18 protein-coding genes and 1 riboswitch are annotated in these 23,393 nt (G+C 67.4%); of the genes, 5 read left to right on the top strand and 13 right to left on the bottom strand.

Annotated features, from left to right (window positions below; all coding sequences use genetic code 11):
- Positions 1-10: 10 nt before the first annotated feature.
- The 7 genes from mlaD to BCO18175_RS34415 all read right to left on the bottom strand — a co-directional run bounded on the left by mlaD (position 11) and on the right by BCO18175_RS34415 (position 5,604).
- Positions 11-568: an outer membrane lipid asymmetry maintenance protein MlaD gene (gene mlaD, locus BCO18175_RS34445; protein WP_174987482.1), complete on the bottom strand. Its 558-nt coding sequence runs from the start codon at positions 566-568 to the stop codon at positions 11-13.
- Between the two features lie 24 nt (positions 569-592).
- On the bottom strand, positions 593-1,360 hold the full coding sequence (gene mlaE, locus BCO18175_RS34440) for a lipid asymmetry maintenance ABC transporter permease subunit MlaE (RefSeq protein ID WP_122944230.1): 768 nt from the start codon (positions 1,358-1,360) through the stop codon (positions 593-595).
- Positions 1,357-2,178 carry an ABC transporter ATP-binding protein gene (locus tag BCO18175_RS34435; protein WP_174918454.1) on the bottom strand — a complete coding sequence of 274 codons (822 nt, stop codon included), beginning with the start codon at positions 2,176-2,178 and terminating at the stop codon, positions 1,357-1,359. The genes mlaE and BCO18175_RS34435 overlap by 4 nt, the downstream gene beginning before the upstream one ends.
- A gap of 84 nt (positions 2,179-2,262) precedes the next feature.
- Complete coding sequence (gene thiE, locus BCO18175_RS34430) at positions 2,263-3,387, bottom strand: thiamine phosphate synthase (RefSeq protein WP_174987480.1); 1,125 nt, start codon at positions 3,385-3,387, stop codon at positions 2,263-2,265.
- Entirely contained in the window at positions 3,384-4,199 is an 816-nt protein-coding gene (locus BCO18175_RS34425; protein WP_011350714.1) for a thiazole synthase, read from the bottom strand. Before BCO18175_RS34425 ends, thiE begins: the two co-directional genes overlap by 4 nt.
- A 38-nt stretch (positions 4,200-4,237) precedes the next feature.
- Complete coding sequence (thiS, locus tag BCO18175_RS34420) at positions 4,238-4,435, bottom strand: sulfur carrier protein ThiS (protein ID WP_174987478.1); 198 nt, start codon at positions 4,433-4,435, stop codon at positions 4,238-4,240.
- A gap of 32 nt (positions 4,436-4,467) precedes the next feature.
- Positions 4,468-5,604: an FAD-dependent oxidoreductase gene (locus BCO18175_RS34415; RefSeq protein ID WP_174987476.1), complete on the bottom strand. Its 1,137-nt coding sequence runs from the start codon at positions 5,602-5,604 to the stop codon at positions 4,468-4,470.
- 225 nt (positions 5,605-5,829) lie between these two features.
- Positions 5,830-5,953: riboswitch (TPP riboswitch) on the bottom strand.
- 268 nt (positions 5,954-6,221) lie between these two features.
- On the opposite strand from BCO18175_RS34415, the gene BCO18175_RS34410 reads away from it, so the two are divergent.
- The 4 genes from BCO18175_RS34410 to BCO18175_RS34395 all read left to right on the top strand — a co-directional run bounded on the left by BCO18175_RS34410 (position 6,222) and on the right by BCO18175_RS34395 (position 11,623).
- Entirely contained in the window at positions 6,222-7,991 is a 1,770-nt protein-coding gene (locus tag BCO18175_RS34410; protein WP_174987474.1) for an ABC transporter ATP-binding protein/permease, read from the top strand.
- Entirely contained in the window at positions 7,988-8,764 is a 777-nt protein-coding gene (locus BCO18175_RS34405) for an SDR family NAD(P)-dependent oxidoreductase (RefSeq protein WP_174987472.1), read from the top strand. The genes BCO18175_RS34410 and BCO18175_RS34405 overlap by 4 nt, the downstream gene beginning before the upstream one ends.
- Before the next feature lie 239 nt (positions 8,765-9,003).
- Complete coding sequence (locus BCO18175_RS34400) at positions 9,004-10,266, top strand: MFS transporter (RefSeq protein WP_174987470.1); 1,263 nt, start codon at positions 9,004-9,006, stop codon at positions 10,264-10,266.
- 25 nt (positions 10,267-10,291) lie between these two features.
- Positions 10,292-11,623, top strand: a complete 1,332-nt coding sequence (locus BCO18175_RS34395; protein ID WP_174987468.1) for a D-amino acid dehydrogenase — start codon at positions 10,292-10,294, stop codon at positions 11,621-11,623.
- Positions 11,624-11,726: 103 nt separating this feature from the next.
- Here BCO18175_RS34395 and thpR read toward each other — a convergent pair whose 3' ends face one another.
- From thpR to BCO18175_RS34365, 6 genes are all read right to left on the bottom strand, one after another.
- A complete protein-coding gene (thpR, locus tag BCO18175_RS34390; RefSeq protein WP_174987466.1) occupies positions 11,727-12,293 on the bottom strand; it encodes an RNA 2',3'-cyclic phosphodiesterase in 567 nt (188 codons plus the stop codon).
- Entirely contained in the window at positions 12,290-13,780 is a 1,491-nt protein-coding gene (locus BCO18175_RS34385) for an alanine/glycine:cation symporter family protein (RefSeq protein ID WP_174969745.1), read from the bottom strand. Before BCO18175_RS34385 ends, thpR begins: the two co-directional genes overlap by 4 nt.
- A 159-nt stretch (positions 13,781-13,939) precedes the next feature.
- The gene (locus tag BCO18175_RS34380) at positions 13,940-15,019 is read right to left on the bottom strand and encodes a phytanoyl-CoA dioxygenase family protein (protein ID WP_174987463.1); all 1,080 of its coding nucleotides are present in this window, start codon (positions 15,017-15,019) and stop codon (positions 13,940-13,942) included.
- Positions 15,020-15,080: 61 nt separating this feature from the next.
- Positions 15,081-16,547, bottom strand: a complete 1,467-nt coding sequence (locus BCO18175_RS34375; protein WP_174918462.1) for a glutamate synthase subunit beta — start codon at positions 16,545-16,547, stop codon at positions 15,081-15,083.
- Positions 16,548-16,632: 85 nt separating this feature from the next.
- The gene (locus BCO18175_RS34370; protein WP_174987460.1) at positions 16,633-21,336 is read right to left on the bottom strand and encodes a glutamate synthase-related protein; all 4,704 of its coding nucleotides are present in this window, start codon (positions 21,334-21,336) and stop codon (positions 16,633-16,635) included.
- A gap of 289 nt (positions 21,337-21,625) precedes the next feature.
- A complete protein-coding gene (locus tag BCO18175_RS34365; protein ID WP_174918464.1) occupies positions 21,626-22,339 on the bottom strand; it encodes a transposase in 714 nt (237 codons plus the stop codon).
- Positions 22,340-22,532: 193 nt separating this feature from the next.
- Here BCO18175_RS34365 and BCO18175_RS34360 point away from each other — a divergent pair, with 193 nt between their 5' ends.
- The gene (locus tag BCO18175_RS34360) at positions 22,533-23,264 is read left to right on the top strand and encodes an OmpW/AlkL family protein (protein ID WP_011350702.1); all 732 of its coding nucleotides are present in this window, start codon (positions 22,533-22,535) and stop codon (positions 23,262-23,264) included.
- The last annotated feature ends 129 nt before the right edge of the window (positions 23,265-23,393 follow it).

The raw sequence follows: 23,393 nt of genomic DNA, 5'->3' as shown, positions 1-23,393 counted from the left end.
TCTCGTGTGGTTATTGGGCCGCCGAACCGGACGCGGCGGACACCGCCGACGCCGACGCCGACGCCGGTACCGCGACCGGCGCACCGGCTGCCGGCTTCGCACCGCCCGCATCGGCGGCCTTGCTATACAGGAACTGGCCGATCAGGTTCTCGAGCACGATCGCCGATTGCGTCATCGTGATCGTATCGCCCGCCTTCAGCATTTCGGTGTCGCCGCCCGGCTCGAGACCGATATATTGCTCGCCGAGCAGGCCTGACGTCAGGATCTTCGCGGACGAATCCTTCGGGAACGGGAACTGGCCGTCGATATCGATCGTGACGAGCGCCTGGTACGTGTTCGTGTCGAAGCCGACCGTCTTCACGCGGCCGACCACGACACCCGCGCTCTTCACGGCCGCACGCGGCTTCAGCCCGCCGATATTGTCGAATTTCATCTTCACCGAATAGGTCGGCTGAAACGACAGCGAGCTCATGTTGCCGACCTTCAGCGCCAGGAACAGCACCGCAAGGAAGCCCACCACCACGAACAGGCCGACCCAGAAGTCGAGAGCAGTCTTTTTCATCGTCATCCCAAAATTTGGCTTGGCTGAGGCTTAGCTGAACATCAGCGCGGTCAGCAGGAAATCGAGGCCGAGTACGGCGAGCGACGCGAACACGACCGTCTTGGTGGTCGCGCGCGACACGCCCTCGGGCGTGGGCTTCGCTTCATACCCTTGAAACAGCGCAATGAAGGTCACGGCGAACCCGAACACGATGCTCTTCAGCACGCCGTTGCCGACGTCGGCCCAGACCTGCACGCCGCCCTGCATCTGCGACCAGAACGCACCCGGATCGACGCCGATCAGCACGACGCCGACGATATAACCGCCGAGCACGCCGACCGCGCTGAAGATCGCGGCGAGCAGCGGCATCGCGATGATGCCCGCCCACATGCGCGGCGCGATCACGTTCTTGATCGGGTCCACCGCCATCATCTCGAGCGCGGTGAGCTGCTCGCCGGCTTTCATCAGGCCGATCTCGGCCGTGAGCGACGTGCCCGCGCGGCCCGCGAACAGCAGCGCGGTGACGACCGGCCCGAGCTCGCGCACGAGCGACAGCGCGACCAGCAGGCCGAGCGCCTGCTCGGAACCATAGCGGTTCAGCGTGTAATACCCCTGCAGGCCGAGCACGAAGCCGACGAACAGCCCCGACACGGCAATGATCACGAACGAATAGTTGCCGAGGAAGTGGATCTGCTTCGTGACAAGCCGCGGCCGGCGCAGCAGCGGGAAGAATTCCAGCACGAGGCGCACGAACAGCCGCGTGCCGTAGCCCGCGCGCTCTAGGCCGCCAATGACGAAACGTCCGATCGCGCTGATCATGCGCGCCCTCCGCCGAGCCCGAAATCCGCTGCGAGCGGCGGGCTCGTGTAATGAAATTTGAACGGGCCGTCCGGCGCGCCGTCGATGAACTGCCGCACGCTCGGATCGGTCGATGCGCGCAGCTCGTCGGGCGTGCCCTGCGCGAGCACGCCGCCGTTGGCCAGGAAATACACGTAGTCGGCGATCGCGAACGATTCCGGCACGTCGTGCGTGACGAGGATCGAGGTGGCGCCCAGCGCCTGGTTCAGCGTGCGGATCAGGTTCGCGGTGATGCCGAGCGAGATCGGATCGAGGCCCGCGAACGGCTCGTCGTACATGATGAGCTGCGGATCGAGCGCGATCGCGCGTGCCAGCGCGATGCGGCGCGCCATCCCGCCCGACACCTCGGACGGCATCAGGTCGCGCGCGCCGCGCAGCCCGACCGCGTTGAGCTTCATCAGCACGAGGTCGCGGACCAGGTCTTCGGGCAGGTCGGTATGCTCGCGCAGCGCGAACGCGACGTTCTCGAATACCGACATGTCGGTGAACAGCGCGCCGAACTGGAACAGCATGCCCATCTTGCGGCGCAGCGCGTACAGGCCGTCGCGCGTTTGCGCGCCGACATCGGCGCCGTCGAACAGCACCTGGCCGCGGCGCGCGCGCACGAGCCCGCCGATCAGGCGCAGCACGGTCGTCTTGCCGCAACCCGACCCGCCCATGACCGCAACGACCTGCCCGCGCCCGAAGCGCAGGTTCAGGTTGGACAGGACGAGGCGGTCGCCGTAGCCAAAGTCGACGTCGCGAAGTTCCAGCAGTGTGTCGGTAGGAGTGGGGCTCACGGAGCGGACAGTCCTTTTACGCAGAACGCCGAATTATAGGGCCTGCCTTGGAATGATGTCGTGACGCCGTTCCGGGCCCTGCGGTCAATGATTGTCAAATTGTCCGGCAAAGCATTGCTGCAGCGCAATAAGCGCGGCTCGATAGTCGGCCGCGCCCGTCACCGCACTGACTACCGCGACACTGCCGACGCCCGTCGCCAGTACGGCCGGCAGCGCGTCGAGCCCCACCCCGCCGATCGCGACGAGCGGCGCCCGCGCGCCGGCGAAGCGCGCATAGCGGGCGATCCGCGCGAGGCCCTGCGGCGGCGCCGCAACGGCCTTGGTCGCGGTCACGTACACGGGGCCGAGCGCGAGGTAGCTCGGGCGCTCGTGCAGCGCCCGCAACATTTCGTAATAACCGTGGCTCGAAAGTCCGAGCCGCAGGCCCGCGCGCGCGATTGCGGCCAGATCGGCCGTTTCGAGGTCTTCCTGGCCCAGATGAACGCCGTACGCCCCCTCTTCTGCAGCGATCTGCCAGTGATCGTTGATGAACACGCGCGCATCGGGATAGCGGCGCCCGGCCGCGACCGCGCGGGCGATTTCCCGTCGCATCACATCCGGCGCCGCGCCTTTCACGCGCAGTTGCACGGTTCGGACGCCGCAATCGAGCACGCGCTCGACCCATTCGGCGTCCGGCACGACCGGATAGAGGCCGAGTTGCGCGGGGCACGGTGCGAACGCAGGTTCGGGTGCGGCCGGCAGCCCGGCGACACGCGGGAACTGTGCGGCGTCGACCGGCCACGCATCGGCGGCGCGCGTTTCATCGCCGTCGCGCCAGGCCAGCGCCAGCACCAGCGCGTCGACCGGTGCAAAGCCGCAATCGAGGAACGCGGCGAGCGCGGCGATCCAGTCGTCCCCGAGCGGATGCGCGGCGTCGAGCGCGTAGCGCGCGCCCGCCGTGTGCAGCACCGCGCCCTGCTCGTCGAATTCGACCGCGACCGCGCCGGGCGCCGCGGGCCGCGATGCAGCCGATGCGCGCGCCTGCGCGGCGCGGTCGCCGGCAGACACGATCAGCACATCGCCATCGGCCGGCACATCGGGCATCGCGACGCAGAGCCGCCACGGCGCCGCGCCGCCCGGCCAGTCGCCGAGCCGCGCGCGAATCCGTTCGGCCGCTTCGGCCAGTTCGTCGGCCGGCGGCCAGAATGCATCCGCGAAACGCTCGCTCATGCGCCGCCCCCGTCCTGGTGCCAGAACGGCATCCCGACGACCGGCGTGCTCGCGTGCGCGGTCTCGCGCGCGTCCATCGGCCCGGCGAGATACGCGGCACGGCCGGCCTCGACGCCCTGTGCAAACGCGCGCGCCATGATTTCCGGGTGCGTGGCCTGCGACACGGCGGTGTTCAGCAACACACCGTCGAAGCCCCACTCCATCACCTGGCACGCATGCGACGGCACGCCGAGCCCCGCATCGACGATCAGCGGCACGTCGGGCAGCCGCTCACGCAGTACGCGCAGGCCGTACGGGTTCACGACGCCCTTGCCCGTGCCGATCGGCGCGCCCCACGGCATCAGCGCCTCGCAGCCGACGTCGAGCAGGCGCCGACCGATCACCAGATCCTCGGTGCAATAAGGCAGCACTTTGAAACCGTCCTTGACCAGTTGCGCGGCCGCCTCGATCAGGCCGACCGGGTCGGGCTGCAGCGTGTAGTCGTCGCCGATCAGTTCGAGCTTGATCCAGTCGGTGCCGAATACCTCGCGCGCCATGTGAGCGGTCGTCACGGCTTCGGCGACGGTCTGGCAGCCGGCCGTGTTCGGCAGCAGCGGCACCGCGTGGCGCTTGAGCAGGTCGAAGAAGCCGGCTTCGGCCGTGCCGCCCGTCATCTGGCGACGCAGCGCGACCGTCACCATCCCGGGACGCGACGCGGCGATCGAATCGGACAGCGACTGCAGAGACGGATAGCGCGACGTGCCGATCAGCACGCGGCTTGCGAAGGTTTCGCCGTACAGCGTCAACGCGTCGGCGGAGGTGAGGGACGTCATGTCGTTTTCCTGGAAGAGCGGGGACGATCCGGCGGCGCTCAGCCGCCCGCGACGGGGTGCACGACGTCGAGCTTGTCGCCCGCCGCGAGCGCCCGCGCCGCGTGCTGCGTGCGCGCGACGAAGTTGCCGTTCAGCGCGACCGCGTACGGCGGACGCGCGCCGTACGCGGCGAGCGCGTCGGCCACCGTTGCGCCGTCGGGCACGGTCAGGGTCTGTTGGTTGATCTGGATATCCATGAGGCTTCGTCGAATTCGGTCGGCGGCGCGCGTCAGGCCGGCTGGCGCGCGTCGTTGCGGTGATGAAGGAGCGTCGGCCAGCGCGCGGCGTCGCGCCACGCGGCGAACGCGTCGGCATCGCCGAACGCGCCGCCGAGCGCGGCTTCGGCGACCGCGACCGCCGCGTGCGCGACTTCCGGCGCGATCATGAAGCCGTGCCGGTACAGGCCGTTGACGGCGAGCGTCAACGCGCCGTCCCAGATCACCGCCGGGCGATGATCGGGCAGCGTCGGCCGGCACTGCGCGTTGAGTTCGAGGATGCGCGCCTCGCCGAACGCCGGATGCACGGAGAACGCCGCGCTCAGCAGTTCGAGTGCGGAGCGCACGCTGACGGGCGACATGTCCTCGCCCTCCACCTCGGTCGCGCCGATCACATAGAGATCGTCCTGCTTCGGCGCGATGTACAGCGGATAACGCGGATGCAGCAGCCGCACGGGCCGGGTGAGCCCAATGCCGGGCGCGCGCACGCGCGCGACTTCGCCACGGATGCCGCGCAACGCGGGCAGCGCGGGTTTCGCGCCGAGCCCACGGCAATCGATCGTGAAATGCGCGGCGGGCAGATTCGCATCGTCGATCGTGACGTGCCAGTGCAGGTCGACGGCGCGCTCGGCGAGGCCCGCCGCGAGTGCGCGCAGCGCCTGGCGATTGTCGAGCTGGCCTTCGTTCGGCAGCAGCAGGCCGCGCGCGAAGCGACCCGCGAGCACCGGCTCGGCCGCATCGACCTGCGCGCCGGCGAGCGTCACGAAACCGCGGTCGAACAGGTCGGCCCGCGCGTTCGCGCGCACGCGCCGCTCGAACAGCGGCGCCTCCGCGCGGTCCGCGTGATGCCAGACGACGAGCGTGCCGTGATGCTGGAAGAAGACGGGTTCGGGCAGTTCCGCGAGCCACTGCGGCCAGCGTGCGAGCGACGCGGCGCCCAACTCGGTGATCAGCAGCTCCGCGCTCGCCGCTTCCGCGAGCGGCGCGAGCATCGCGGCCGCGATCCACGCGGCGGACTGCTCGCCGTCCGGGCCGCCGCGCTCGTACAGCGCGACGCGATGCCCGTCGCCCGCGAGCCGCCAGGCGATCAGGCGGCCGACGAGGCCGCCGCCGAGCACCGCGAAATCGGGTCGGGAATCCCGGACGTTCATCGCGCCCCCTTCGCGCGAGCGCGCACGACGAACGTCGACACGAACACGCCGCCGCGTGCGAACACACGCGACATCGGGCCGGGAACCATGTAAAAGACTGAAGATTGTGCGGTCATCATTCCTTCCGTAACGCGCAATGCGCGTACCCAAAAGGACGAAACCGGCAGCAAAGGCCGGCCGGGCGGAACAAGGGCGCTGACCATGTGGGATGGCAGCCAGCGCGGCCCGGCGGGTTCAGAAACTTCCCTCGCCGGTATTACCCGGATCGGGTGCAAAGGGTTTTTCTCAGCCTCATCGCGCTGCCCGGAACATCTGCCGGCCGCGCCACGAAGCACCCCTGTTTCGTCGTCGGCCATTAGACCATAAAAGCGGAAAGCGCCGCAAACTGTCCCCTTGCGGCAATTTCGCCGTCGTGCCGTGCCGCTCTGGCACAATGCCCGCAGGCCGGCCGCGCGAGCGGCCGGTTGCCGCGTCACCGCCGGCCTTAAGTGCCGTTTAAGACGCGCGGGCGACCATCCGGACGCCCGCCGTCAGTCGGCGCCGCGTCCCGGCATGCCGTATCGCGGCGCGCGCCCGGCTTCGCCCGGCCCGCGCGCCGGCTACTCATCAGGAAGCACATGACCCAATCGATCGATCCCGTCCGCTCCGCCTCCGACGCGCCGCAGGACGAGCGCCCGGTATCCGCATGGAGCCTCATCAAGCCCTACTGGGTATCGTCCGAATGGAAAATCGCGTGGGGGCTGCTGGTCACGATCATCGCGATCAACCTCTGCGTGGTCTGGATCAACGTCCGGCTCAACAAGTGGAACGCCGAGTTCTACAACGCGCTGCAGTCGAAGGACGTCCACGACTTCCCGAACCTGCTGATGCAGTTCTCCGCGCTCGCGTTCGCCTTCATCATCCTCGCCGTGTACGGCCGCTACCTGCGGCAGATGCTCGGCTTCCGTTGGCGCCAGTGGCTCACCGACCGTTTTCTCGGCCAGTGGCTCGGCGATCGCGCGTTCTACCGGATCGAGCGTGACCGTCTCGCCGACAACCCCGACCAGCGGATCACCGACGACCTCCAGTCGTTCGCGACGACCACGCTCGCGCTGTCGCTCGACCTGCTGTCGACGGTCGTCACGCTCGTGTCGTTCATCACGATCCTGTGGTCACTCGCCGGCGCGCTGACGTTCACGCTCGGTGCAACGCCGATCTCGATTCCCGGCTACATGGTGTGGGCGGCCGCGCTGTATGCGGTGGTCGGCTCGCTGATCATCCAGAAGGTCGGCCATCCGCTCGTGTCGATCAACTACCAGCAGCAGCGCGTCGAGGCCGACTTCCGCTTCGGGCTGATCCGCGTGCGCGAGAACGCCGAGCAGATCGCGTTCTACGACGGCGAGAAGACCGAGACCGGCAACGCGCAGAACCTCTTCTTGCGCATCCGCGACAACTGGTGGCGCGTGATGAAGTACACGAAGCGGCTCACGTTCGTGCTGAGCTTCTACGGGCAGATCGCGATCATCTTCCCGCTCGTCGTCGCCGCGCCGCGCTATTTCGCGGGCGCGTTCTCGTTCGGCGTGCTGATGCAGATCTCGTCCGCGTTCGGCACCGTCAGCGATTCGTTCTCGTGGTTCATCAACAGTTACTCGACCCTCGTCGAATGGCGCGCCACCGTCAACCGTCTGCGCGAATTCAAGCGCGTGATGGGCACGTCGCACCTGAAGGAAAGCCTGTCGCCCGCGACCGAGCACGGCGGCATCAACCTGCATTACGTCGACGCGGAGAAGCTGTCGACGTCGTCGCTCAAGCTCGCGCTGCCGAACGGCAACGCGCTCGCGAACATCGGCAGCGTCACGATCGAGCCCGGCTCGCGCTGGCTCGTGATCGGCAAGTCGGGTTCCGGCAAGAGCACGTTCATGCGTGCGCTCGCGGGCCTGTGGCCGTTCGGCGACGGTGCGATCGACGCGCCGGTCGGCGCGCGGATGATGTTCGTGCCGCAGACGAGCTATCTGCCGATCGGCACGCTGAAGGCTGCACTCACCTATCCGGCGACGGCCGACACGTTCAGCGACGAAGCCTGCCGCGACGCGCTGCGCGCCTGCCGCCTCGAGGATTACGTCGACCGCCTCGGCGAGACCGCGCACTGGACCCGCGTGCTGTCGCCGGGCGAACAGCAGCGCCTTGCCGGCGCGCGCGTGCTGCTGCACAAGCCCGACTTCCTGTTCCTCGACGAAGCGACCAGCGCGCTCGACGCCGACAATGAAGCACGCCTGTATCACCTGTTCGCCGAACGCTTGCCGAAGGCCGCGATCGTCAGCATCGCGCACCGCGAGTCGCTGGCCGCGTTCCATGTCGGCACGATCAACGTCGAGCGCGTGAACGCCAGCGACAAGGTCGCGGCGTGACCAAACGCGCCGCGCACATCGCGCGGATCGCGCTGATCACCGGTGCGGGTTCGGGGATCGGCGCGGCGCTCGCGCGACGGCTCGCGGCGCCCAGCGTCGCGCTGGCGCTGCACGCGCGCGGCGCGGACGAAGCGGCGCGCACCCGGCTCGCCGACGTCGCCCACGCGTGCACGGCGGCCGGCGCGGAGTGCGTCACGCTCACCGGCGATCTCGGTGAACCAGGCGTCGCCGCCTCGCTCGTCGATGCAGCCGCCACGCACTTCGGCGGGCTCGATCATCTCGTCGCCAACGCGGGCTTCGCCGCACGGCAATCCTTTTCCGGTCTCTCCGCCGACACGCTCGCGTCCGCGTTCGCGGCGATGCCCGGCGCGTTCTCCGCGCTCGCGGGCCGCGCGCAGCCGCTGCTCGAGGCGTCGACCGCGCCGCGGATCGTCGCGGTCAGCTCGTTCGTCGCGCACCGCTACCGCGCCGATGCGCCGTTCGCCGCCACCGCCGCTGCAAAGGCCGCGCTCGAATCGCTCGTGCGCACCGCCGCCGCCGAATTTGCCGCGCGCGGCATCACCGTCAACGCGGTCGCGCCGGGCTTCACGCGCAAGGACCACGGGCCGAGCGCCGGTAACGCCGCCGCGTGGGCACAGGCCGAACAGGCGACACCGCTCGGCCGGATCGCCGAACCCGACGACGTCGCCGCGCTGATCGCGTTCCTGCTGTCGGACGCCGCGCGGCAGATCACCGGCCAGGTCGTTCATGTCGACGGTGGCCTGACGCTCTGAAGCGAGCGCTCGAGCGCCGTTCGGGCGCGCGGGTCGTCGCGGCCGCCGGCACCTGCATGGCGCTCGATCGCAATCGGCGGCCGCCCCCTCCCCGCACGCCCGACGCTCCGCGTCACCCTCACCGCCCGCCGCACCACCACGCACCTGCTCCCGCCTTTTTGGCGTCCCGCGCCCCGCCCGTAAAATAACCGCCACACGGCTGCGCGATACGAGACGAGACAAGAGAGGGGGCGGCAAGCATGCAGGCATTCCAGTGGTTCAACGAATTGTCGACGCGCGAGCGCAGGACGCTGTATGCCGGCTTCGGCGGCTACGCGGTCGATGCGTTCGACTTCATGATCTATTCGTTCCTGATTCCGACGCTGATTGCCACCTGGGGCATGACGAAGAGCGAGGCCGGGATGATCGCGACGAGCTCGCTGATCTCGTCGGCGCTCGGCGGCTGGGTCGCCGGCATCCTCGCCGACCGCTACGGCCGCGTGCGCGTGCTGCAGTGGACCATCGCGACGTTCGCGCTGTTCACGTGCCTGTCCGGCTTCACACATTCGTTCTGGCAGCTGCTCGCGACGCGCACGCTGCAGGGCTTCGGCTTCGGCGGCGAATGGTCGGTCGTGACGATCATGATGGCCGAGACGATCCGCTCGCCCGAGCATCGCGCGAAAGCGGTCGGCACCGTGCAGAGCAGCTGGTCGTTCGGCTGGGGCGCGGCCGCGATCCTCTACTGGGCGTTCTTCGCGCTGCTGCCCGAGCAGGTCGCGTGGCGCGCGTGCTTCTGGATCGGCATCGTGCCCGCGCTGTGGATCCTGTACATCCGCCGCAACGTCAGCGATCCCGACATCTACACGGCCACCCGCCGCGCGCGAGACGAAGGCCGCGTGTCCGGTCACTTCCTCGAGATCTTCTCGCCGCCGCACCTGCGCGCGACGCTGTTCGGCAGCGCGCTGTGCACCGGAATGCTCGGCGGCTACTACGCGATCACGACGTGGCTGCCCACGTACCTGAAAACCGTCCGCCACCTGTCCGTGTTCAACACGAGCGGCTATCTCGTCGTGCTGATCGTCGGCTCGTTCGTCGGCTACGTGGTCGGTGCGATCCTGTCCGACCGGCTCGGCCGCCGCGCGTCGTTCATCCTGTTCGCGATCGGCTCGTTCACGCTCGGCATGGCGTACACGATGCTGCCGATCACCGACACCGCGATGCTGCTGCTCGGCTTCCCGCTCGGCATCGTCGTGCAAGGCATCTTCGCGGGCGTCGGCGCTTATCTGTCGGAGCTGTATCCGGGCGCGATCCGCGGCTCGGGCCAGGGCTTCTGCTACAACCTCGGGCGCGGGCTCGGCTCGTTTTTCCCGATCCTCGTCGGCTCGCTGTCGCAGTCGATGTCGCTCGTGAAGGCGATCGGCCTCGTCGCGGGCGGCGGCTACCTGCTCGTGATCGTCGCCGCGCTCGTCCTGCCGGAAACGCGCGGCAAGTCGCTCGTCGACGATCCGGCCGTCGCGTCCTGAGCAACCGCTTCGTTCCGGAAACCGCATGCACGTGATCGTTCTCGGCGCCGGCGTGATCGGCGTCACCACCGCCTGGCACCTGCGCGAAGCAGGCTGCGACGTCACCGTGATCGAGCGCGAAGACGACGTCGCCCAGGCGACGAGCCTCGGCAACGCGGGCGTGATCGCCCCCGGCTACGTGACGCCGTGGGCCGCGCCCGGCATGCCCGGCAAGATCCTCAAGTACCTGTTCAAGCCCGCGTCGCCGCTGATCTTCAGGCCCACGCTCGATGTCGCGCAGTGGCGCTGGATCGCGCGCTGGCTGCGCGAATGCGAATTCGAGCGGTTCCGCGTGAACAAGCAGCGGATGCAGCGCATCGCGTATTACAGCCGTACGTGCCTGCACGCGTTTCGCGACCGCCATCCGTTCGACTACGGTGCGAGCCGCGGCTACCTGCAACTGCTGCGCGGCGCGTTCGACGTCGAGATGGTGCAGCCCGCGCTGAAGGTGCTGCGCGACGCCGGCATCGCGTTTCGCGAACTCGACGCGGCCGGCTGCACGGCGATCGAGCCGGGCCTGCGCTGGGCGCGGCAGGCGCCCGTCGGCGGCATCTACCTGCCCGACGACGAAGCCGGCGACTGTGCACGCTTCACGCGCGAACTGCGGGCGCTGTGCGAAGCAAGCGGCGTGACGTTCCGCTTTCGCACGGAAGTGCAGGCGCTCGACGTCGAAGCCGGCCAGGTGCGCGGCGTGCGGATCGCCGGTAACGGCGATGAGGGTGGCGATACGCAGGATCGGGCACGCCCAAATTCGCACGCATCGAACGCCGGCGGCCGGCACCGCGACGCGCGGCTCGCCGCCGACGCGATCGTCGTCGCGCTCGGCGTCGACAGCGCCGGCCTGTTGCGGCCGCACGGCATCGACGTGCCGCTGTATCCGGTCAAGGGCTACTCGGCGACGCTCTCCGTCGTCGACGACGGCAAAGCACCGCGCGCCGCGCTGATGGACGAATCGCTGAAGACGGCGATCACGCGTTTCGGCCCGACGTTACGCGTCGCGGGTACCGCGGAACTCGGCAACCGGCACGCCGCGCTGCGCCAGCAGGCGCTCGATACGCTGATGAAGGTGCTCGACGACTGGTTCCCGCACGCGGCCGATCGGGCATCGGCACGCTTCTGGGTCGGCCGCCGGCCGATGACGCCCGACGGCCCGCCGCTGCTGGGCGCGAGCGGGGTCGACGGGCTCTGGCTCAACGTCGGCCACGGCTCGACCGGCTGGGCGATGTCGATGGGATCGGGGAAGGTGGTGGCAGATCTCGTGACAGGGCGGGAACCGGAAATCGATCTGTCGGGATTGACGCTCGCGCGCTACGGATAGCAGGCTGGAGTTTGCTCGATGTCGCCGCAGCGATGCAGCGGCAAGCCCGCATGCGGCATGGCAACGACGGCGGCCGGCCGTTGCCAGGCCTCCCCGGAACGGCTCAATCCGCCGCCTCGCCGTCCGCCCGCGCAATCGGCGCCGACACGATCGGCCGATGCGACACGCCTTCGTGCGACAACCGGCTTTCGAACAGCGTGAGCGCGTCGAACCGCAGCGCGACCGGCCGCTTCACCGCCCCGCCGTGCGCCGGCTGCCCGACCGCATCGTGCGGCAGCCGTGCGAGCGTCACGTGCGGACGGAACGGCCGCCGGTCAGCCGGCACGCCGAGCTCGCGCAGCTTCGCCGATAGCGCGGCATTCAACGCAGCACACGCCGGCTCGGCGGCCAGTTCCGCGACGATCAGCCGCGCGCGCGGCAGGCTCGGCCACCACGCGATCCGTTCGACCGGCATCAACGGCAGCGCATGCGCGGCCGCGAGTGCCGGCAGGCACGTGGCCAGTTCATCGCAGCACACCCGCTCGATCGCGCCGACGAACGCGAGCGTCACATGCAGTTGCGCGGGCAGCGGACGCCGCGCGCCACGGGTAACCGGCAACGCGTGCAGCGCATCGCGCGATGCCGCATCGGGCATCAGCGCGACGAACACGCGCAGCCGGTCGCCGTTCATGACTCGCTCGCCACCGCGCGCGGCACGCGCGCCGGATCTGCCACGGCCGGACGTTGCGGCAGCGGGCCATGCTCGCCCCACACATCGGTCGGCAGCACGTTCGCGAGTTCTGGAATCGTGTTGCGCGTGAACACCGGATCGGCAACGCCTTCCGCGCGCTGGCGGCGATAGTCGCGCCATGCTGCATGTGCGTACTTGCCGAGCGCGAGGATCGCGACCAGGTTGATGATCGCCATCAGCCCCATGCTCGTATCGGCCATCGCCCACACAAGCGGCAGTTGCCCGACGCTGCCGAACATCACCATCGCGAGCACCGCGACACGGAACAGCGGCAGCACGCCGCGCCGCTTCGTGATGAACTCGACGTTGCCTTCCGCATACGCGTAGTTGCCGATCACCGACGAGTACGCGAAAAAGAAGATCGCGAACGCCATGTAGATGCCGCCCCAGTCGCCGACGTGGCTCGCGATCGAGCGCTGCGTGAGCGCCGCGCCTTCCATGCCGGTGCCCAGCTCGTACTGGCCCGACAGCAGGATCACGAAGGCGGTCGCGCTACAGATCACGATCGTGTCGACGAACACGCCGAGCATCTGGATCAGCCCCTGCACGACCGGATGCCGCGTGCTGGCGGTTGCCGCCGCATTCGGCGCACTGCCCATGCCGGCCTCGTTCGAGAACAGCCCGCGCTTCACGCCCATCGCGACCGCCTGGCTGACCGCATAGCCGGTCAGGCCGCCCGCCGCCTGCTCGAGACCGAACGCGCTCTTCACGATCAGCGCGATCACGCCCGGCACCAGCGCAATATGCGTCGCAACCGCGTAGACCGCGAGCGCGAGGTAGCCGATTGCCATCAGCGGCACGATCACCTGCGCAACCGCCGCGATCCGGCGGATCCCGCCGAAGATGATCGGCGCGGTCAGCAGCACGAGCCCGAGACCAACGGTCGCGCGACTCCAGCCGAACGACGTGTCGAACGCATCCGCGATCGCGTTGGCCTGCACCGCGTTGAACACGAAGCCGAACGCGAGGATCAGCGACAGCGAGAACAGCACGCCGAAGCCGCGCGAGCGCAGGCCCGTCTGGATGTAGTACGCGGGGCCGCCGCGATAGCTGCCGTCCGGGTGCGACACCTTGAAGATCTGCGCGAGCGTCGCCTCGACGAATGCGGACGACATCCCGACGAGCGCCGTCATCCACATCCAGAAGATCGCGCCCGGCCCGCCGACCGTCAGCGCGACCGCGACGCCGGCGATGTTGCCGGTGCCGACGCGGCTCGCGAGCCCGGTCGCGAACGCCTGGAACGACGAGATGCTGCCCGGCTCGCCCTTGCTGCCGACCAGCTTCACGCTGAGCAACAGCGCCTTCAGCTGGATCATCCGGAATCGCAACGTGAACCACACGCCCACGCCGAGCAGCAGCGCGATCAGCACGTAGTTCCACAGCACGCCGTTGACGGCGTCGATCAGCCCTTGCACGAATGCTTCCATCCAGAGTCCTTGTCAATAGGGTCAGTCACATGCAGCCGCCGCGAATGCGGCCCGAGGGGCGACATGATATGACAGTTCGCAAGGAACATTACAAAATGAAAGATATCTGGTGAGTGACCCGGCGTCGCTTGTCCGGACGACGCGGCACGCTCCACTGCGTCAGTGAGGCCTCCATTCGGCCGGAATATCAAAGACCAGCCCGGATAATCCGCTGGCGAGCAACACGCGCGCAAAATGCGCCCAGGCGGGTTCGATCGACGCGAATCGCTCGTACTGCAGGATCTGCTTGGCGATCAGTTCGAGCCGCAGCCCGGCGTCCGGCAACACATCGGATTTCAGCAGCGGCGGGTTCAGCGGGCCCAGGCTGTCGACCTGCACGCCCATCGACATGCTGATCCGCGGCATGTCCGACAGCGGGCTGCCGCGACTGCCCCAGTGCAGTACGGCCTGGCTCCACATCATCAGGTCGCCGGCGAGCCCGGGAAGCGCGCGGATGTCCCGCACGTCGAAATCGGCCTGCGACACGCGATCCGTTCCATAGTCGGGATCGCGATGCTTCGGCAGCAGCATCACGCAACCGGTGGTCGAATCGACGGGCGTCAGCGGGATCCACAGCGACAGCGCGCCGGCGCGCCCGTCCGGCAGCAGCGACCTCGCCCCCGCATCGCGATGCATGCTCCAGCCGGCCTGCCCCGCATTCGCAAGGACGTGCCATACCCAGAAATCCGGCATCAACTGGTAGGTGTCGGCACCCAGCGCCGCCTGGACGATCCGGTGCAACCGCCAGTACGTGAGCCAGAATTCGTCGCACACGAACGCGAACACCGGCGGAATGCCGGCCTGCACGAGGTTCGTCACCATGCCGCGCATCGCCGCGAGCGGAAGGGTGCGCCGCACGTCGTCGCTCGGAGTGAACTGGGCGAAGCCCTCCAGCGCCACCCGGGCGTGGATCGCGTCGGCAATGCGTTGCTCGACTTCAATCGGCCGCTGCTGTCCGACGAATGCGTGATCCTCGACGTGAAGACCGGGTCCGAACGAAAGCAGCAGCGCGACGACCTCGTCCAGCCGGACGCGCTGGCCGTCGTCCGTCAGGCACGGTCGGGTGATTTCCGGGGCGTTTTCTCGAGACATGGACTGCGCGACACGTTCGTGGCTGAAACAGGCTTCGGCCGTCGATCGGCCAAGGCCTGCACCCTGTTTCGCGCATGTTAAGCGGCAACGGCCATCCGGCGCACGCATAAAAAAACGGGCGCCCTTCCGGACGCCCGTCTTTCGTCGAAACCCGCTCGCGATATTCGGCTTAACGCGGCAGGTTCGAATGCCCCATCAGGTACGCATCGACCGAGCGTGCGCACTGGCGGCCTTCGCGGATCGCCCACACCACGAGCGACTGGCCGCGGCGCATGTCGCCCGCCGCGAACACCTTGTCGACCGACGTGTAGTACGAACGATCGCCTTCCGTCGCCGCGCGCGCATTGCCGCGCGCATCCTTCGCGACGCCGAATGCCTCGAGCACGGGTGCCGCCGGCTGCGTGAAGCCCATCGCGAGCAGCACGAGGTCGGCCTTCATCTCGAACTCGGACCCCGGCACTTCCTGCATCTTGCCGTCCTTCCACTCGACGCGCACCGCGATCAGCTTCTCGACCTTGCCGTTCTTGCCTTCGAGGCGCTTCGTCGCGACCGCCCAGTCGCGCTCGCAGCCTTCGTCATGCGACGACGACGTGCGCAGCTTGATCGGCCAGTACGGCCACACGAGCGGCTTGTTTTCCTCTTCCGGCGGCTGCGGCAGCAGCTCGAACTGCGTGACGTGCTTCGCGCCGTGACGGTTCGACGTGCCGACGCAGTCCGAACCCGTGTCGCCACCACCGATCACGATCACGTGCTTGCCCTTCGCGAGCAGCTGGTCGACGAGCTTGTCGCCCGCGTTCACGCGGTTCTGCTGCGGCAGGAAGTCCATCGCGTAATGAACGCCCGCGAGTTCGCGGCCCGGCACCGGCAGGTCGCGCGGCGTTTCCGAACCACCCGCGATCACGACTGCGTCGAATTCTTCCTTCAGCGTGTCCGGCGAAATGGTTTCCTTCGCGAGGCTGCCGATCGACTCGGGCAGCGGATCCTTGCCGATGAACACGCTGGTGCGGAACGTCACGCCTTCCGCTTCCATCTGGCGCATGCGGCGGTCGATCAGCCACTTCTCGAGCTTGAAGTCGGGAATCCCGTAACGCAGCAGGCCGCCGACGCGATCGTTCTTCTCGAACACCGTCACGTCGTGGCCCGCGCGCGCGAGCTGCTGCGCGACGGCGAGGCCCGCGGGGCCCGAACCGACGACCGCGACCTTCTTGCCCGTCTTGTGCTCGGCCGGCAGCGGCTTCACCCAGCCTTCCGCCCAGGCCTTGTCGATGATCGCGTGCTCGATCGACTTGATGCCGACCGGGTCGTCGTTGATCCCGAGCGTGCACGCGGCCTCGCACGGCGCCGGGCAGATGCGGCCCGTGAATTCCGGGAAGTTGTTGGTCGAGTGCAGGACTTCGATCGCCTGCTGCCAGTCCTGGCGGTAAACGAGATCGTTGAAGTCGGGAATGATGTTGTTGACCGGGCAGCCGTTGTTGCAGAACGGGATGCCGCAATCCATGCAGCGCGCGCCCTGGACCTTCGCGTCCGCGTCGGTCAGTGCCGCGACGAATTCCTTGTAGTGCTTCACGCGCGTGAGCGGTGCTTCGTACGCCTCGTGGCGGCGTTCGAACTCCAGAAAACCGGTTGCCTTGCCCATAAGGTGCTCTTCTGTTCGGTGTATCGGGTGGGGGAGCCGCGCGCGGCAGTCATGCGCGCGCGGCATTCGCTATGTCGTTCGTCGCTCAGGCGGCCAGTTCTTCCTTCGCCGCCTTCTTCGCACCGATCTCGCCCAGCGCGCGCTTGTATTCGTGCGGGAACACCTTCACGAACTGGCGGCGCGCCGCGTCCCAGTTTTCCAGCAGCGACTTCGCGCGCGGCGAACCCGTGAACTGGAAATGACGCTCGACGAGCCCCTTGAGCAGCGCTTCGTCCGTCGTGCCTGCGTGCCAGAGTGCGCGGTCGACCGTGCGCTCCTGCTCGGCCTGCTGCAGCACCGGCTCGAGCGCGACCATCGACTTGTTGCACTTCGCCGCGAACGTGCCTTCCGGATCGTAGATGTACGCGAGACCGCCCGACATGCCGGCCGCGAAGTTGCGCCCGGTCTCGCCGAGCACGACGACCGTACCGCCCGTCATGTATTCGCAACCGTGGTCGCCCGTGCCTTCGACGACCGCCGTCGCGCCCGAGTTGCGCACGCAGAAGCGCTCGCCCGCGACGCCGCGGAAGAACGATTCGCCTTCGATCGCGCCGTACATCACCGTGTTGCCGCAGATGATGTTTTCCTCGGACTTGCCACGGAAGTCGTTGGTCGGACGGATGATGATCCGGCCGCCCGACAGGCCCTTGCCGACGTAGTCGTTGCCGTCGCCGACGAGGTCGAGCGTCACGCCCTTCGCGAGGAACGCGCCGAAGCTCTGGCCGGCCGTGCCCTTCAGCTGGATATGCACCGCGTCGTCGGCCAGGCCGTCGTGGCCGTGCTTCTTCGCGATCACGCCCGACAGCATCGCGCCGACCGTACGGTTCACGTTGCGCACCGGCTGGATGAACGACACATGCTCACCGTTCTCGATCGCGGCCTTCGCCTTCTCGATCAGCACGTGGTCGAGCGCGCGCTCGAGGCCGTGATCCTGCACGTCGACGTGACGCGGCGCGACGTCCTCGCACTCTTCCGGCTGGTAGAACACGCGCGAGAAGTCGAGGCCCTTCGCCTTCCAGTGCTCGATGCCCTTGCGGGTGTCGAGCAGGTCGGCGCGGCCGATCAGGTCGTCGAACTTCGCGACGCCGAGCTGCGCCATGATCTCGCGCACTTCCTCGGCGACGAAGAAGAAGTAGTTCACGACGTGCTCGGGCTGGCCCTGGAACTTCGCACGCAGCACCGGATCCTGCGTCGCGACGCCGACCGGGCACGTGTTCAGGTGGCACTTGCGCATCATGATGCAGCCTTCGACGACGAGCGGTGCCGTCGCGAAGCCGAACTCGTCCGCGCCGAGCAGCGCGCCGATCACGACGTCGCGGCCCGTCTTCATCTGGCCGTCGGCCTGCACGCGGATGCGGCCGCGCAGGCGGTTCAGCACCAGCGTCTGCTGCGTTTCGGCGAGGCCCAGCTCCCACGGCGTGCCCGCGTGCTTGACCGACGACAGCGGCGACGCACCCGTGCCGCCGTCATGGCCGGCGATCACGACGTGATCGGCCTTCGCCTTCGCGACACCGGCCGCGACCGTGCCGACGCCCACTTCCGACACGAGCTTCACGGAGATGCTCGAGCTCGGGTTCACGTTCTTCAGGTCGTGGATCAGCTGCGCCAGATCCTCGATCGAGTAGATGTCGTGGTGCGGCGGCGGCGAGATCAGGCCGACGCCCGGCACCGAGTAACGCAGCTTGCCGATGTATTCGGACACCTTGTGGCCCGGCAGCTGGCCGCCTTCGCCCGGCTTCGCGCCCTGCGCCATCTTGATCTGGATCTGGTCGGCCGACGCGAGGTACTCGGCGGTGACGCCGAAGCGGCCCGACGCGACCTGCTTGATCTTCGAGCGCAGCGAATCGCCGTCCTTCAGCGGAATGTCGCTGACGATCTCGTCGCCGATCACCGACTTCAGCGTCTCGCCCGTCTTGATCGGAATGCCGCGCAGTTCGTTGCGGTAGCGCTTCTGGTCCTCGCCGCCTTCGCCGGTGTTCGACTTGCCGCCGATCCGGTTCATCGCGACCGCGAGGGTTGCGTGCGCTTCGGTGCTGATCGAACCGAGCGACATCGCGCCCGTCGCGAAGCGCTTGACGATGTCCTTCGCCGATTCGACGTCGTCGATCGGGATCGCCTTGGTCGGCTCGACCTTGAACTCGAACAGGCCGCGGAACGTCATGTGACGCTTGGTCTGGTCGTTGATCAGGTGCGCGTATTCCTTGTACGTCTGGTACGAGTTGCTGCGCGTCGCGTGCTGCAGCTTCGCGATCGAATCCGGCGTCCACATGTGGTCTTCGCCACGCACGCGGTACGCGTACTCGCCGCCCGCGTCGAGCATGTCGCGCAGGACCGGGTTGTCGCCGAATGCGTCGCGGTGCAGGCGGATCGCCTCTTCCGCGACTTCGAACAGGCCGATGCCGCCGACCTTCGACGCCGTGCCCTTGAAGTACTTCTCGACGAGGTCGCTCGACAGGCCGAGCGCTTCGAAGATCTGCGCGCCCGTGTACGACATGTACGTCGAGATGCCCATCTTCGACATCACCTTCTGCAGGCCCTTGCCGACCGCCTTCGTGAAGTTGTAGACGGCCTTCTCCGGCGACAGGTCGCCCGACAGCCCTTCGGCCATCTTCGCGAGCGTTTCCATCGCGAGGTACGGGTGCACGGCTTCCGCGCCGTAGCCCGCGAGCAGCGCGAAGTGGTGCGTTTCACGCGCGGAGCCCGTCTCGACGACGAGGCCCGTGCTCGTGCGCAGCCCTTGCTGGACGAGGTGCGAGTGGATCGCCGACGTGGCGAGCAGCGCCGGAATCGCGACATGCTCGGCGTCCGTCTTGCGGTCCGACACGATCAGCATGTTGTAGCCCGACTTCACCGCGTCGACGGCTTCCGCGCACAGCGACGCGAGGCGCGCCTCGATGCCTTCCTTGCCCCAGGCGACCGGGTAGCAGATGTTCAGTTCGTATGCGCTGAACTTGCCGCCCGTGTACTGGTCGATCGCGCGGATCTTCGCGATGTCCTTGAAGTCGAGCACCGGCTGCGACACTTCGAGACGCATCGGCGGGTTGATGTTGTTCGTGTCGAGCAGGTTCGGCTTCGGGCCGATGAACGACACGAGCGACATGACCATGTTCTCGCGGATCGGGTCGATCGGCGGGTTCGTGACCTGCGCGAACAGCTGCTTGAAGTAGTGATAGAGCGTCTTGTTCTTGTTCGACATCACCGCGAGCGGCGAGTCGTTGCCCATCGAACCGACGGCTTCTTCACCCTGCTGCGCCATCGGCGCCATCAGGAACTTCAGGTCTTCCTGCGTATAGCCGAACGCCTGCTGGCGATCGAGCAGCGCGGCGCCCTGCGTGCGGCCGGCCGCGACTTCCTCGGCCTTCGGCTCGATCTCGTCGAGCTTGATGCGCACGGCGTCGATCCAGCTCTTGTACGGCTTCGCGTTCGCGAGGTTGTCCTTCAATTCCTTGTCGTCGATGATGCGGCCGTGTTCCATGTCGATCAGGAACATCTTGCCCGGCTGCAGGCGCCACTTCTTGACGATCTTCGATTCGGGGATCGGCAGCGTGCCGGCTTCCGACGCCATGATGACGAGGTCGTCGTCGGTCACGATGTAGCGCGCCGGGCGCAGGCCGTTACGGTCGAGCGTCGCGCCGATCTGGCGGCCGTCGGTGAACGCAATCGCGGCCGGGCCGTCCCACGGCTCCATCATCGCGGCGTGGTATTCGTAGAACGCGCGGCGGTTCTCGTCCATCAGCGTGTGCTGTTCCCACGCTTCCGGGATCATCATCATCACCGCGTGCACGAGCGGGTAGCCGGCCATCACCAGCAGCTCGAGACAGTTGTCGAACGATGCGGTATCCGACTGGCCCGGGTAGATCAGCGGCCACAGCTTCGGCAGATCGTCGGCGAGCACGTGCGACGCGATCGCGCCGGTACGCGCGTTCAGCCAGTTCACGTTGCCCTTCACGGTGTTGATCTCGCCGTTGTGCGCGATCATCCGGTACGGGTGAGCCAGCTCCCACGCCGGGAACGTGTTGGTCGAGAAGCGCTGGTGCACGAGCGCGAGCGCCGACACGACGCGCGCGTCCTGCAGGTCGCGGTAGTACACGCCGACCTGGCCCGCGAGCAGCAGGCCCTTGTAGACGATCGTGCGCGCCGACATCGACGGCACGAAGTATTCCTTGCCGTGCTTGAGCTTCAGCGCCTGGATGCGGTGGCTCGCCGTCTTGCGGATCACGTACAGCTTCCGCTCGAGCGCGTCCGTCACCATGATGTCCTTGCCGCGGCCGATGAAGATCTGGCGGATCAGCGGCTCGCTCGCCTTCACGGTCGGCGAAATCGGCATCGCATGGTCGACCGGCACGTCGCGCCAGCCGAGCACGACCTGGCCTTCGGCCTTCACCGTCCGCTCGAGCTCCTGCTCGCACGCGAGACGCGATGCGTTTTCCTTCGGCAGGAAGATCATGCCGACCCCATATTCGCCGGCCGGCGGCAGATTCACGCCCTGCTTCGCCATTTCCTCGCGATAGAACGCGTCCGGAATCTGGATCAGGATGCCTGCGCCGTCGCCCATCAGCGGATCGGCGCCGACCGCGCCACGGTGATCGAGGTTCTCGAGGATCTTCAGACCCTGCTGAATGATCTCGTGGCTCTTCTTGCCCTTGATGTGAGCGACGAAGCCGACGCCGCAGGCGTCGTGTTCGTTTTGCGGGTCATACAGACCTTGTGCGGCGGGCACCGCGGCGAGCGGCTGCTGGTGGTCGTTCATGGGGACACCGTCGTAAAGGGGGCCTGGAGGCCGTTGAACCATTTTCTTGTTGCCGTCGATCCCGCTCCCGACGGGAGACGGCGCGGCCGACAGTGGATGGGCAAGCTTCGCCCGGGCCACCGGAATTCGGAATATACGCGACGAATCAAAGGAATAGCAACAAAAACCGTTTGATCTAACCCCATTTAAATGGATGCCTCGATCTGGTGCCGTTTTATTGGGGACGTATCGTTTTGGTGCAAAAAGAAGCGGCGCCCGCAGCGCCGCCTCCTGAACCGCCGTTCCTGCGTTACTGCTGGATCGGCGGCGTGTTTTCACGCACCTTTCTGGGGCGTCCACGTGGCAGCGGCGACACGCGCCGGTTCGCGGCACGCGCCGCCCACTCGCGATAATTCTCGCCGCCAAGCACCCAGCCCTTCAACGTCGCCTGCTGCAACTGGTCGGCCTGCCGCTCGTCGAGCGGCTGCTCGCACAGCTCCTTGTACGCGCGCTGGCGGTCGAACGGCGTATTGCCGAGCGCCCAGTAGAGCGGATGGTCGGTGATCAGGCTGTCGACGGTGAGCCCGACATGGTGCCGATAGCTCGACCAGCGATAGGCCTCGGGCGTCGCGACGAGCTGCGCGCGCACCGGGCTCATCTCGACCACGCGGCTCGCGAGCAGGAAATAGCGCTCGCCTTCGATCACGGTCGCGCGATAGCGGCCTTCCCACAGGGTGCCGCGCCGCGAATAGCGCCGGTTGAAATGCGCGACGTAGCGGCGGCCGACAGCCTGCATCGCTTTCGGCAGGCTCGCCTCGTCGCTCGGTGTCACGAGCAGTTGCACCTGGCGCGGCAGCAGCACGTAGGCGTGCACCGACAGGTGATGATCGCGCGCGGCGGCCTTCAGGCAATCGATGAAGAGTTCGTAGTCCTGGTCGTCGACGAACGCGGGTTGCTGATCCAGGCCGCGCAGTATCACGTGCTGCGGCTGGTCGGGAACGTAGAGTCGTGCTAACCGTGCCATGCTGAATGTCCGTTTGAACGCGTTAGGAAATACCCGGGGGTCCGAAAGTGCGCACCTGCGTAGAATGCCCGTCCCAGCAGCGCGCGAAAGCGTACGGTCGTACGCAACCTAGGGAGAAAACTCTAACTTACGAGCTTGTTTGGTTTTAAACGCAGTCGTCATAATGAGCACGCCTTTGATCGGAGGAGACACAATGAAACGAAAACTGGCCATTACGGGGGCCGCAGCGCTCGCATTCGCTTTCGCGGGCGGTACGGCACACGCACAATCCGCAGGTGATTTCTACGTCAGCACCGGCTGGCTGCACCTTGCGCCGCAGGACAGCAGCGACCCGCTGTTCCTCTACGGCGTCGGCGGCACGCCCATCAACCAATCGGTGCCCAACACGGGCGCCGGCATCAGCGACGCCGACACGCTCGCACTGGCGACCGGTTACTTCGTGACCGACCACATCGCCACCGAGTTCATTGCCGGCATTCCGCCGAAGTTCGACATCACCGGCAAGGGCCAGTTCTCGAATTTTGGTACGCTTGGCCGCGCGTACCAGTGGAGCCCCGCGCTCCTCCTCAAGTACTACTTCAACGACGCCAACGCGAAGTTCCGTCCGTATGTCGGCGTCGGCGCAACGTATATCTGGTTCACCGGTGCGAAGATCACGAACAGCGCGTTCGAGAACGGCGTGCTCGGCGGCCCGACCAGCGCGCAGACCAGCAACCAGTGGGCGCCCGTGTTCAACGCCGGTTTCACGTACAACTTCACGAAACACTGGTTCGCCGGCTTCTCGATGTCGTACATCCCGGTCAGCGTGACCGCGACCTTCACGACGGCCCGCCGGACGCCGGTCGGTACGTTGACGGAAACGTCGAAGGCTCACATCTCGCTGAACCCGATCGTGACGTACCTGAACGTCGGCTACCGCTTCTAAGCGTAGTCGAATATTTGGGGAATGGTTAATCCTGCTGCAATTTGTAGCGGAATTTTCCTGACGTAACGTCTCCACGATGCAAAACGCCCCGGCGGGAATCCCGCCGGGGCGTCGTTTTTTCGCGTCAGG

This window comes from Burkholderia lata (genome assembly GCF_902499335.1).
In the GTDB taxonomy this organism is placed as follows: Bacteria; Pseudomonadota; Gammaproteobacteria; order Burkholderiales; family Burkholderiaceae; genus Burkholderia; species Burkholderia lata_B.
Note: the sequence above shows the minus strand (reverse complement) of the source record. Positions and strands in the feature narration are given on the sequence as shown.

Bases quoted from the DNA above. Each gene is read 5' to 3' on its own strand.
- mlaD (WP_174987482.1), bottom strand. From the start codon at position 568: ATGACGATGAAAAAGACTGCTCTCGACTTCTGGGTCGGCCTGTTCGTG.
- mlaE (WP_122944230.1), bottom strand. From the start codon at position 1,360: ATGATCAGCGCGATCGGACGTTTCGTCATTGGCGGCCTAGAGCGCGCG.
- thiE (WP_174987480.1), bottom strand. From the start codon at position 3,387: ATGAGCGAGCGTTTCGCGGATGCATTCTGGCCGCCGGCCGACGAACTG.
- BCO18175_RS34425 (WP_011350714.1), bottom strand. From the start codon at position 4,199: ATGACGTCCCTCACCTCCGCCGACGCGTTGACGCTGTACGGCGAAACC.
- thiS (WP_174987478.1), bottom strand. From the start codon at position 4,435: ATGGATATCCAGATCAACCAACAGACCCTGACCGTGCCCGACGGCGCA.
- BCO18175_RS34415 (WP_174987476.1), bottom strand. From the start codon at position 5,604: ATGAACGTCCGGGATTCCCGACCCGATTTCGCGGTGCTCGGCGGCGGC.
- BCO18175_RS34410 (WP_174987474.1), top strand. From the start codon at position 6,222: ATGACCCAATCGATCGATCCCGTCCGCTCCGCCTCCGACGCGCCGCAG.
- BCO18175_RS34400 (WP_174987470.1), top strand. From the start codon at position 9,004: ATGCAGGCATTCCAGTGGTTCAACGAATTGTCGACGCGCGAGCGCAGG.
- BCO18175_RS34395 (WP_174987468.1), top strand. From the start codon at position 10,292: ATGCACGTGATCGTTCTCGGCGCCGGCGTGATCGGCGTCACCACCGCC.
- thpR (WP_174987466.1), bottom strand. From the start codon at position 12,293: ATGAACGGCGACCGGCTGCGCGTGTTCGTCGCGCTGATGCCCGATGCG.
- BCO18175_RS34385 (WP_174969745.1), bottom strand. From the start codon at position 13,780: ATGGAAGCATTCGTGCAAGGGCTGATCGACGCCGTCAACGGCGTGCTG.
- BCO18175_RS34380 (WP_174987463.1), bottom strand. From the start codon at position 15,019: ATGCGTGCGCCGGATGGCCGTTGCCGCTTAACATGCGCGAAACAGGGT.
- BCO18175_RS34375 (WP_174918462.1), bottom strand. From the start codon at position 16,547: ATGGGCAAGGCAACCGGTTTTCTGGAGTTCGAACGCCGCCACGAGGCG.
- BCO18175_RS34370 (WP_174987460.1), bottom strand. From the start codon at position 21,336: ATGAACGACCACCAGCAGCCGCTCGCCGCGGTGCCCGCCGCACAAGGT.
- BCO18175_RS34365 (WP_174918464.1), bottom strand. From the start codon at position 22,339: ATGGCACGGTTAGCACGACTCTACGTTCCCGACCAGCCGCAGCACGTG.
- BCO18175_RS34360 (WP_011350702.1), top strand. From the start codon at position 22,533: ATGAAACGAAAACTGGCCATTACGGGGGCCGCAGCGCTCGCATTCGCT.